The organism is Sphingomonas sp. GW821-FHT12D09, from assembly GCF_058807215.1.
Map to the genome: position 1 here is coordinate 496,967 of NZ_JBXAQL010000004.1, position 11,672 is coordinate 508,638.

Below are 11,672 nucleotides of genomic sequence, written 5' to 3' on the forward strand. Positions count from 1 at the left end.
CGCGTAAAGCGCCTGGCGCGTCGCCCCGGCTATTTGGTCGTAAGCACCCCACGCAGCGGCGCCAGCGCGGCGCGCAAGCGGGCAGCGGTCTGGTCGAGCGACTCCTGCATCGCCAGCCCGTCCCGGGTGAGCTTGCCGGCGGCGGCGACGGCGCGGCGGGCCTGATCGTGGAAGCGCTTGTCGAAGTCCGGATCGGTGCGGCGCTGGATGTCGCGCAGCGTGTCCTGCTCCCCGAAAGTGGGATCGAGATACTGCGCGGCCGGGCCGACACGCGTGTCGAGCACGATGCCGGCGAGGTTGGTCAGCATCGCGGCGGCGCCTTCCTGGACCAACGGGTTATCGAGCGCCTTGGCGAGCGCCTCGACCTTGTCGCGAGTGGTCGGCTGCTGCTGGGCGAGCGCGGGCGTGGCGGCGGCGCAGAGCAGGGCGGCAGTGAGGATCAGGCGCATGGCGGACTCCGGAGTCGGTCCAGCCTTATATCACAGGCACTTGGCTAGAGCAGCGTTGGTTGCGACGAACCGTAGCTTCTCCCCGGCGAAGGCCGGGCCCCGACTTGAACGTTGCAACGCTGAGTCTGGGCCCCGGCCTTCGCCGGAGAAAGAAGAAGGAAAGCGACTACTCCGCTGCCACCGCCTCCGGCGAATCATCGAGCGGCATGGGCAAACGCGTCAGCATTTCCTTCGGCACGACCTGCCAGAAATGGCCGAGCGCGCGGTTCCAGTCCTCGAGCAGGCCGGCGGCCCATTTGCTGTCGGTCGCGGCGACATGCGCTTCGACCAGCGCGCGCAGCTTGGCTTCCCAATGGGCGGAGGCGAGGCGCTGCCAGACGATGCTCTCCGGATTGGCGCGATCGGAGAAGCTGCCGTCTTCGTCATAGACGAAGGCCATGCCGCCGGTCATGCCCGCGCCGAAGTTGCTGCCGACCTGGCCGAGCAGCACCGCGGTGCCGCCGGTCATGTACTCGCAGCCATTGGCGCCGCAGCCTTCGACCACCACTTCGGCGCCCGAGTTGCGCACCGCGAAGCGCTCGCCCGCCTGGCCGGCGGCGAAGACGCGGCCCGACGTCGCGCCGTAAAGCACGGTGTTGCCGATGATCGTGTTCTTCCAGCTCTCCACCGGCGAGCTGACCAGCGGGCGGACGACGATGATGCCGCCCGACAGGCCCTTGCCGACATAGTCGTTGCTGTCGCCGAACACTTCGAGCGTGATGCCCTTGCACAGGAAGGCACCGAGGGATTGCCCGGCCGAGCCGCGCAGGCGGACATGGACATGGCCGTCGGCGAGCGTCGACATGCCGTAGAGCCGGGTGATCTCCGAGGAGAGCCGGGTGCCCACCGCGCGGTGCGTGTTCCGGACGTTGTAGGTGAGCTGCATCTTCTCGCGGCGCGCGAAGACCGGGGCGGCATCCTTGATCATCTGCGCATCGAGGCTGTCGGGCACTTCGTTGCGGAAGGTCGACAGGCTGAAGCGGCGCTCGGCATCGTCGGCATCGACCTTGGCGAGAATCGGGTTGAGATCGAGATCGTCGAGATGCTCGGCGCCGCGGCTGACCTGGCGGAGCAGCTCGGTGCGGCCGATGACTTCGTCGAGCGTCTTGAAGCCGAGGCGCGCAAGGATCTCGCGAACCTCCTCGGCGATGAAGGTCATCAGGTTGATGACCTTCTCCGGCGTGCCGACGAACTTCTGGCGGAGCTTCTCGTCCTGGGTGCAGACGCCGACCGGGCAGGTGTTCGAATGGCACTGGCGGACCATGATGCAGCCCATCGCGACGAGGCTGAGCGTGCCGATGCCGAACTCCTCGGCGCCAAGGATCGCAGCGATGACGATGTCGCGCCCGGTCTTGAGGCCGCCATCGGTGCGCAGCTTCACTCGGCCGCGCAGGCCGTTGAGCGTGAGCGTCTGGTTGACTTCGGTCAGGCCCATTTCCCAGGGCGTGCCGGCATATTTGACCGAAGTCTGCGGCGAGGCGCCGGTGCCGCCGACATGGCCGGCGACCAGGATGACGTCGGCATGCGCCTTGGCGACGCCTGCCGCCACGGTGCCGATGCCGGCCGAGCTGACCAGCTTCACGCACACCCGCGCGCGCGGGTTGATCATCTTGAGATCGTAGATGAGCTGCGCCAGGTCCTCGATCGAATAGATGTCGTGGTGCGGCGGCGGCGAGATCAGCGTGACGCCCGGCGTCGCGTGGCGCAGCTTGGCGATGAACTCGGTGACCTTGAAGCCGGGCAGCTGGCCGCCCTCGCCGGGCTTTGCCCCTTGCGCGACCTTGATCTCGATCTCGTCGCAGGCGTTGAGATATTCGGCAGTGACACCGAACCGACCCGAGGCGATCTGCTTGATCGTCGAGTTGGCGTTGTCGCCATTCTCATAGGGCGTGTAGCGCAGCTTGTCCTCGCCGCCCTCGCCCGACACGGCCTTGGCGCCGATGCGGTTCATCGCGATCGCCAGCGTCTCATGCGCCTCCGGCGACAGCGCGCCGAGCGACATGCCGGGAGTGACGAAGCGCTTGCGGATCTCGGTGATCGCCTCGACCTGGTCGATCTGGATGCCCTGGTCGGGGAAGTTGAACTCGAGCAGGTCGCGCAGATAGACCGGCGGCATGTCGCGCACGCCGCGCGAGAAGGCCATGTAGGACGAGTAGCTGTCGGTCGACACCGCCGTCTGCAACAGGTGCATCAGCTGCGCGGAATAGGCATGGGTCTCACCACCATGGCGCTGGCGATAGAAGCCGCCGATCGGCAGCGTCGCGACGCCGCGATCATAGGCGGAGCTGTGGCGCATCATCGCCGAGAGGTGGAGCGAGGCATAGCCTTCGCCCGAGATCTTGGCGGGCATGCCGGGGAACAGGTCGTTGACCAGCGCGCGACTGAGACCGACCGCTTCGAAGTTGTAGCCGCCGCGATAGGAGGAGATCACGGCGATCCCCATCTTCGACATGATCTTGAGCAGGCCTTCGTCGATCGCCTTGCGGTGGCGATAGAGGCACTCGTCTATCGTGATGTCGCCGAACAGGCCGCGAGCGTGGCGGTCGGCGATCGAGGCTTCGGTGAGATAAGCGTTCACCGTGGTCGCGCCGACGCCGATCAGCACGGCATAGTAATGCGTGTCGAGGCACTCGGCGCTGCGGACGTTGACCGAGGCGTAGGAGCGGAGGCCCCGGCGGACGAGATGGGTGTGGACCGCGGCCGCGGCGAGCACGCCGGCGATGGCGGCACGCTCGGCCGAGACATGCTCGTCGGTGAGGAACAGCTCGGTGCAGCCGGCGCGGACCGCCTGCTCGGCCTCATAGCGAATGCGCTTGATCGCCTCGCGCAGATCCTCGGGATTGTCGCTGACCGGAAAGGTGCAGTCGATCTCGGCGCACTGGCCGCCGAAATAGGCGCGCAACCGCGCCCAATCGCCATTGGTCAGCACCGGGCTGTCGAGCACCAGCACCTTCGACCCGCCGCCATCGGCGTCGAGGATGTTGGCGAGGTTCCCGAAACGCGTCTTGAGCGTCATCACCTGGCGTTCGCGCAGGGAGTCGATCGGCGGGTTGGTGACCTGGCTGAAATTCTGGCGGAAGAACTGGCTGATCAGGCGCGGCTTGTCCGAGATCACCGCGAGCGGCGTGTCGTCGCCCATCGAGCCGATCGCTTCCTTGGCGGTCTCGACCATCGGGGCAAGGATCAGCTCCATGTCCTCTAGCGTCTGGCCGGCCGCAACCTGGCGGCGCGTGAGCTCGGCGCGCTCGAAGCGGAGCGGCTCCAGGTCCGGCTCGGGCAGGTTCTCGATAGTGATGAACTCGCCGATCATGCCGGCATAGTCATGCTCGCCGGCGATCTGGTCCTTGATCTCGCGGTCACAGAGCAGCACGCCCTGATCGAGATCGACGGCGATCATCTGGCCCGGGCCCATCCGGCCCTTGGCGATGACGGTCGATTCAGGAATCTGGACCATGCCGGTCTCGGAGCCGACGATGAGCAGGCCGTCCGAGGTCTGGGTGTAGCGCAACGGGCGCAGCGCGTTGCGGTCGACGCCGGCAACCGCCCAGCGGCCGTCGGTCATCGCCAGCGCGGCGGGGCCGTCCCACGGCTCCATCACGCTCGCCAGATATTTGTACATCGAGAGGTGGTTGGAAGGCGTCGCCTCGTCCCATGCCTCGGGGACGAGCATCAGCTTGGCGGTGGGCGCGTCGCGGCCCGAGCGGCAGATCGCCTCGAACACCGCGTCGAGCGCGGCCGTGTCCGACGCGCCGGCCGGAATCACCGGCTTGATGTCCTCCGAGCGTTCGCCGAACGCGATGCTCGCCATCTTGATCTCGTGGCTGCGCATCCAGTTCTTGTTGCCGCGGATCGTGTTGATCTCGCCATTGTGCGCCAGGCACCGGAACGGCTGGGCCAGCCACCATTGCGGGAAGGTGTTGGTCGAATAGCGCTGGTGGAAGATCGCGACCCGGCTGGTGAAGCGCTCGTCGCGCAGGTCGGGATAGAAATCCGACAGGCTCTCGGCGAGGAACAGGCCCTTGTAGATGATCGAGCGCGTCGAGAGCGAGCAGATGTAAAAGCCGTTGATCTGCGCGGCGATCACGGCCTTCTCGATCCGGCGGCGGACGAGATAGAGCTCCTTCTCGAACTCGGCGGCGTCCATCGTGCCCGGCAGCGGGCCAGCGATCATGATCTGCTCGATCTCGGGGCGCGTCGCCTGCGCCTTCATGCCGATGACCGAGACATCGACCGGCACCTGGCGCCAGCCATAGATGGTATATCCGGCCTCGATGATCTCGGATTCGACGATCGTGCGGCAGGCTTCCTGCGCGCCCAGGTCGGTGCGCGGCAGGAAGATCATGCCGACCGCCAGGCGGTTCGGCATGACGCGGTGGCCCCCGGCGGCAATCGCATCGTCGAAGAAGCGCACCGGCAGGTCGACGTGCAGGCCGGCACCGTCGCCGGTCTTGCCGTCCGCATCGACCGCGCCGCGGTGCCATACGGCCTTCAGCGCATCGATCGCCGACTGGACGACGCGGCGCGAAGGCTGGCCGTCGGTCGCGGCGACCATGCCGACGCCGCAGGCATCGCCCTCGAACTCGGGACGGTACATGCCCTCCAGGGCAAGGCGTTCGCGTTCGGATTGCATCTTGGTCATTTCGGGGGTTCCGGAGCGTTGTCGGACAGATCGGCGACGAGCTTGCCGATATCTTCCTGCATATGGGCCATCGAGCGCGACATCAGGTCACGCTGCCAGGCGAGAATGTCGGGATCGCTCATGATCGAGTAGGACGCGGCCATGTAGACCTTGCCGGTCGGCGTCTCGAAGAAGGTGCGTATCTCTGCGAGCTGAGCAACGTCGAAGCGGCGGGCATAGGCGCGCGCCATCGCGTCCATCATGCCCGGCATGCCGGCGCTCAGCGATTCGACCATGCGGTCTTCCTGCGTCTTCAGGAACTGCTGGAATCTCGCGGCGACCCCGGGATCCTTGTCGATTGCATCGGCGAACTGCGGCATCTGCTCGAGCGACTGGCGAATATTCGCCATGGTCGGGCGGATCATGTTCTCCATGAGCCGACTGCGCTGTTCGGGCGGCATCATCACCGCGAGCAGGTCCTTCGCCGCCGCGAAGCGCGCGGGATCGACTGGCACCGGCTTGGGCACCGACGAGACCGGCGCGGTCTGCGCCTGGGCAGAGCCGATCCCGGCAAGCAGCAGCGCTGCGACGGTGGCGAGCGAGAGACGCATCACTTGCCGGCCTTCTTCCTGGCAAGATAATCCGCAGTCAGCTTCATCGCGAGCGCGACCATCTGCGCCTTGTTGGCGGTGATCAGCTTCTCCGCCCAGGCCTGGCTCGCCGCCGAAATCCTGGGGTTGAGCGTGTTCATCTTCTGCGCGGCGCTACTGCCGCCGAACGCCATGAGCGCGGGATAATCCTCCGCAGTCATCTTGCCCATCACTTCGGCGATCGCCGCCTGCTGCATCTCCTGGGGCGACTGGCCCGGCGCAGCGCTCATCGATTCATACACCGATGCACGCACTTTCTGCCCGGTCGGGCTGGAGAAGAAAGTGAGCGTGTCGGCGACCTCCGCCGGAGTCAGCTCGGTTTGCAGGATGCCGGTCAGATCGGCGCGCAGCGACGGCAGTGCCGCGACCAGGATCGTGGTGAACTGGGCGCGCAGCTGAGTCGCGACCTGATCGCGCAAACCCGGATTGGCGTCGAACACCGCCTTCATCTTGGCATCCGACGCGACCTGCTGCGCCATGCCCGCGTCGAAGGCGTTGCCGGCAAGGCGAGTGATCGAATCGTCGGGCGCCATCAGCGCGACGAGCTTCTGCACATCGGTTTCGGCGACGGGCGCAGCAGCCGGCACCGCCGGACGCGCCTGGACCGGAGACAGCGATGCGGCGCCAAGCGCCAGGACCAGGGCAGAGGCAGCAAGGATCGATTTCATCGGGATCGGCAACCTTCTCAAGCAGCCCGCGCGGCAGCGGCGCGGGCGCGCATCCAGGCATGCATGTGCGCCGCCACGTCGCGGCCGTCGCGAATCGCCCAGACCACCAGACTCGCGCCGCGGACAATATCACCGGCGGCGAACACGCCGTCGAGGCTGGTCATCATCGTGCGGCCATCGGTGCGCAGCGTACCCCAGCGGGTAACGCCCAGCTCCGCGGCGCCGAACAGGCGGGGCAGGTCCTCGGGCTCGAAGCCGAGCGCCTTGATCACCAGATCAGCGGGAAGCTGGAAGGCACCGCCCGGATCGAGCTCAGGTGCGCGGCGGCCGGTGGCGTCGGGCGCGCCGAGACGCATCCGCGTGGCGCGCACGCCGGTGACCTTGTCGCCGCCATCGAAAGCCTCAGGGGCAGAGAGCCAGACGAACTCGACGCCCTCTTCCTCGGCATTGGCAGTCTCGCGCTGCGATCCCGGCATGTTGGCGCGGTCGCGGCGATAGAGGCACTTCACCGACGTCGCGCCCTGGCGCACCGCGGTGCGCACGCAGTCCATCGCGGTATCGCCGCCGCCGATCACGACGACATGCTTGCCGTTCGCATCGAGGCTGCCGTCGTCGAACGCGGGGACGGCATCGCCAAAGCCCTTGCGGTTCGACGCAGTCAGATAGTCGAGCGCCTCGACCACGCCTTCCGCACCCACGCCCGGCGCCTGGATGCCGCGCGCCTTGTAGACGCCGGTGGCGATCAGGATCCCGTCATGGCGCTTGCGCAGGTCGTCGAGCGTGGCCTCGCGGCCGACTTCGAAACCCTGGTGGAAGACGATCCCGCCCTGATCGAGCCGCTCGACGCGGCGCATGACGATCTCCTTCTCGAGCTTGAAGCCCGGGATGCCATAGGTCAGCAGCCCGCCGGCGCGGTCATGCCGGTCATAGACATGCACGTCATAGCCATATTCTCGCAGATATTCGGCGGCGGCGAGGCCCGCCGGGCCCGCACCGATGATGCCGACCGACTGGCCGCGCGACGGACCGACCGCGACCGGCTCGACCCACCCTTCGGCCCAGGCGGTGTCGGTGATGAACTTCTCGACCGAGCCGATCGTGACGGCGCCGTGGCCGGAGAATTCGATGACGCAATTGCCTTCGCACAGCCGGTCCTGCGGGCAGATGCGGCCGCAGATCTCTGGCATGGTCGAGGTGCTGTTCGACAGCTGGTAGGCTTCGCGCAGCCGCCCTTCGGCGGTGAGGCGCAGCCAGTCCGGGATGTGATTGTGCAGCGGACAGTGCACCGAGCAATAGGGTACGCCGCATTGCGAGCAGCGGCTCGCCTGTTCCTCGGCCGTAGGCACGGCATAGCGATCCGCGATCTCGCGAAAGTCCTCCGCGCGCAGTTCCGCTTCGCGCTTGCTTGGATAAGCCTGCGCCGTTCCCACGAATTTGAGCATCGTTTCAGCCATGCGGCCGCGCTAACGCCGGAAGCGAGTCGATAAAAGGCAGCAATACTGACCTTTATTATCTTTTTCAGCTCAAAGCGTATGTTTTTGAAAGAATATTACGCAATTTAACGGCCGGTTCGGCCCTACCTTAGCGAAAGCCATGCGATCGCACTGACGCCGGCGATGATTCGGTACCAGGCGAAGGGCGCAAACCCATGCTTCGAGACGATGCCGACAAACAGCTTGATCACGACGATCGCGACAAGGAAGGCGGTGCCGAAGCCAATGCCGATCTCGCTCCAGCCGACCCGGGCGGATATGACCGCGTCATGGTTCTTGGCGAGCTCGAGCACGGTCGCGCCCAGCATCGTCGGGATGGCGAGGAAGAAGCTGAATTCGGCAGCGGTGCGCCGTTCGACGCCCAGGCTGAGCGCGCCCATGATCGTCGCACCCGAGCGGCTGACGCCCGGGATCATCGAGATGCACTGGATGAATCCGATGCCGATCACCCGGACCAGCGGGATTTCGGCGATACCGTGGATCGTGGCCGATTTCACCAGCCGCTCGATCACCAGGATCGCGATGCCGCCGATCACCAGCGCCCAGGCGACCACCATCGGCTCACCGAGCAAGGCCTCGATATGCTTGTGGAGCGCCAGGCCGATCACGGCGGCGGGGATGAAGGCGACCACGAGGTTGCGCAGGAAGCGCCACGAAACCGGGTTGCGCTGGATCAGGCCCATCGCGACGGCCCAGAAGGTGCGCCAATAGAGCACCACCACCGCCAGGATCGCGCCCAATTGGATGACGACGTTGAACATCGCCCAAGTCGCGGAATCATAGCCGAGCAGCTCGGAGGCGAGGATCAGGTGCCCGGTCGAGGAGACCGGCAGGAACTCGGTGATCCCCTCGACGATGCCGAGGAGGATCGCGACCAAGGTTTCGCTCATGCGGTGCTAGGCTCCGATGCGCCGGGAGGGCGCGGAAAGGTTCAGGCGGCCAACTTGCCGAAGCGGCCGTTGCGGCGATAGCGTACCAGCCAGGTCGGCGCGACGCTCGCCAGCGGCGTCGGTACAATCCCCAGCGCGGCAAGGCCCGGCACATCGCCCACGACGTTGTCGGCCTGGAGCATGCGCCACTGGTCGCGGCTGATCGGCGTGCCGGGCAGCGCCGCGATCAGCGCACCGATCCGATCGGGCAACGCGGCGAAAGCCGGCTTATGCCCGGTCGCTCCGGCCAGCCACTGCAGCAGGCCGGCCATGGTCAGCGTGTCGGGGCCGCCCAGCGCATAGCGCTTGCCGGCATGCGCCTCCGGGTCGGCAAGCGCGGCGACGACTGCCCTGGCGACATCGACGACATAGACCGGCTGGAAGCGTACCTCCGCGCGCAGCACCGGCACGACCGGGCCAACGCCGACCATCGCGGCGAAGCGATTGGTGAACTGGTCCTCGCGCCCGAAGACGAAGGAGGGGCACAGGATCGTTGCCGCGGGGAAAGCCTGGCGGACCGCGGCCTCGCCCTCGGCCTTGGAGCGGCCATAGGCGGAAGCCGAATCCCCCTCGGCACCGAGTGCGGAGAAGTGGACGAGCGACTCGACGCCTGCGACCCGGGCAGCAGCGGCGACATTGCGCGCGCCCGCGGCGTTGACGCCGTCGAAATCCCCCTTGAGCACGCCGGCCAGGTTGACCACGGCATCGGCACCGGCGAGCGCGGCGGCGATCGTCTCGGGCTGGGTCACGTCGGCGGCGACGAACTGGGTCTGGCCAAGGCCGCCCAGCGTCTTGAGGAACCAGGCGTCGCGCGGCCGGCGCTGGGCGATGCGCACGCGCGCGCCGCTAGCGAGGAGTTCCTGTGCGACATAGCGGCCGACGAAACCGCCGCCGCCGATCAGCACTATGAGTTTGTCCTTCATGCTCTTGGTCCTGGAGCTAGAAACCTGCCTGCCGGCGGAACGCTCCCCATGCCGCGCGGCGCGCGGGGAGGCAAGCGCGACATGGTATCCCGGGGCCTTCGCGGCTGCACATCCGCAGGGGCCGCCCGGTCAGCTCGATCGAGTCGCATCGGTCATGGGATCGAGTTCGTGCGGATCGGGCGCGCGGTTGAACGGCAGCGAGCTCGTCTGCCGCTCGATGCGGCGATGGACCACTGCATCCGTTCCGGGAATCCAGAGCGCGTGCAGCGCCTCGCTATTGGCGGTATCCGCATGCGTGCGGCGCTCATTGTGGCGGACATAGTCGAGCCAGGTCGCGAAATCGAAGCGTTCGATCCACAGCGTCGGCTCGGCAAGGTCGCGGGTCAGCGCCCAGTCGCGCGCGCCATCGCGGCGGCGGATGCGGCGGCGCTCGTGCATGACGGTGAGGAAGGCTGCTATGTCGCGCTCGTCGATGCGATGCTCGACGGTGATCACGATAGGACCGCTGCGCGCCTCCACCGGCACCGCGGTGTGCGGCTCGACCCAGGTGTCGCGCGGATCCATGTTGAGATCGCTGATCGCGGGCAGCGGCAGCACGAAGCCGGCAACCGCGCTCAGCAATTGGAGAGCCGCCGCGGCCAGCAGAGCGGTCGCTACGCCATGTTCGCTCGCCAGCGCGCCGAACAGCCAGCTGCCGCCGGCCATGCCGCCGAACGCGGCCATCTGGTAAAGCGCGATCGCGCGCGCGACGACCCAGCGCGGCGAGGCCATCTGCACGCTGACATTGAGGGTCGAGAGCGCCAGCACCCAGCCGGCACCAGCCACCCCCAGCCCGAGCAGCGCGAGCGGCAACACCCCGGTCGCAGTAACTGCCGCGCCTGCCGCCAGGGCGAGCGACGCGCTGCGGACGATGTTCTCGGTCGAGAGATGGTTACGCAAGGGTCGGCTGAGCAGCGCGCCGCCGACCGCACCCAGCCCGAACGCGCCAAGCAGCGTGCCGTAGATCACCGGACCGCCGCCGATCAGGTCACGCGCCACCAGCGGCATCAGCGCCTGCAGCGCGCTCGCCGCCAGCCCGAACAGGATCGCGCGGGCGAGCACCGTGCGGATCTGCGGCGACAAGCGGACATAGCGGACGCCCGCCGCCATCGCGACGCCGAGGCGCTCGCGCGGCAGCTTGCGCGGCGGCAGGCCGGGCTGCCAGCGCTTGAGCACCACGATCAACCCGACATAGCTCAGCGCGTTGATCGAAAAAGCGGAAGCCGCGCCCGCAGCCGCGACGATCGCGCCGCCCAATGCGGGGCCGACGCTGCGCGCGATGTTGAAGCCCATGCTGTTATAGGACACCGCGCTCGGCAGCAGCGCGCGCGGCACCATGTCACCCACCGAGGCTTGCCAGGCGGGGCCGTTGATCGCAGTGCCGCAGCCGATCAGGAAGGTGAAGCCGAGCAGCAGCCACGGCGTCACCAGGCCCAGCCAGGTCGCGATCGCCAGGACCGCGGAGACCAGCAGCATGAAGCTCTGCGCGGCGAGCAGCACGCGTCTACGGTCGAGATTGTCGGCGATCGCGCCCGCCCATAGCGAGAGCAGCATGATCGGCAGGCTGGTCGACGCCTGAACCAGCGCGACCATCTGTGCCGAGGCGCCGAGCCCGGCCATCATCCAGGATGCGCCGACCGACTGGATCAGGCTGCCGAAATTGGAGCACAGGCTGGCGATCCAGATGGCCCGGTACAGCTTCAGGCGGAAAGGGGACTCAGGTGCGGCGGTCATCGATAGAGGAATGCGATACTGCCGCAGTCGATCCCGAAACAAGCCACCGATCGCGCCGGCGCGGCTATGGCGGGCAATAAAGACTTTCCGATCGGGCTGGATTGCCGGGTCATGGTTGGCGGCGCGGTGT

8 protein-coding genes are annotated in these 11,672 nt (G+C 67.3%); all 8 read right to left on the reverse strand.

Going from position 1 to position 11,672, the window contains the following annotated elements:
• Window positions 1-29 precede the first annotated feature (29 nt).
• Window positions 30-449: a hypothetical protein gene (locus AC1RPL_RS19640; protein ID WP_493071774.1), complete on the reverse strand. Its 420-nt coding sequence runs from the start codon at window positions 447-449 to the stop codon at window positions 30-32.
• Window positions 450-615: 166 nt separating this feature from the next.
• Window positions 616-5,127, reverse strand: a complete 4,512-nt coding sequence (gene gltB / locus AC1RPL_RS19645) for a glutamate synthase large subunit (protein WP_493071776.1) — start codon at window positions 5,125-5,127, stop codon at window positions 616-618.
• A complete protein-coding gene (locus tag AC1RPL_RS19650) occupies window positions 5,124-5,717 on the reverse strand; it encodes a DUF2059 domain-containing protein (RefSeq protein ID WP_493071778.1) in 594 nt (197 codons plus the stop codon). The genes gltB and AC1RPL_RS19650 overlap by 4 nt, the downstream gene beginning before the upstream one ends.
• Window positions 5,717-6,424: a DUF2059 domain-containing protein gene (locus AC1RPL_RS19655; RefSeq protein WP_493071780.1), complete on the reverse strand. Its 708-nt coding sequence runs from the start codon at window positions 6,422-6,424 to the stop codon at window positions 5,717-5,719. The genes AC1RPL_RS19650 and AC1RPL_RS19655 overlap by 1 nt, the downstream gene beginning before the upstream one ends.
• Window positions 6,425-6,441: 17 nt before the next feature.
• Window positions 6,442-7,878: an NAD(P)-dependent oxidoreductase gene (locus tag AC1RPL_RS19660; RefSeq protein ID WP_493071781.1), complete on the reverse strand. Its 1,437-nt coding sequence runs from the start codon at window positions 7,876-7,878 to the stop codon at window positions 6,442-6,444.
• A 122-nt stretch (window positions 7,879-8,000) separates the two neighbouring features.
• The gene (locus tag AC1RPL_RS19665) at window positions 8,001-8,807 is read right to left on the reverse strand and encodes an undecaprenyl-diphosphate phosphatase (protein ID WP_493071783.1); all 807 of its coding nucleotides are present in this window, start codon (window positions 8,805-8,807) and stop codon (window positions 8,001-8,003) included.
• Window positions 8,808-8,848: 41 nt separating this feature from the next.
• Entirely contained in the window at window positions 8,849-9,769 is a 921-nt protein-coding gene (locus tag AC1RPL_RS19670) for an NAD-dependent epimerase/dehydratase family protein (protein ID WP_493071784.1), read from the reverse strand.
• 129 nt (window positions 9,770-9,898) lie between these two features.
• Entirely contained in the window at window positions 9,899-11,542 is a 1,644-nt protein-coding gene (locus tag AC1RPL_RS19675; protein ID WP_493071786.1) for an MFS transporter, read from the reverse strand.
• Window positions 11,543-11,672: the final 130 nt, after the last annotated feature.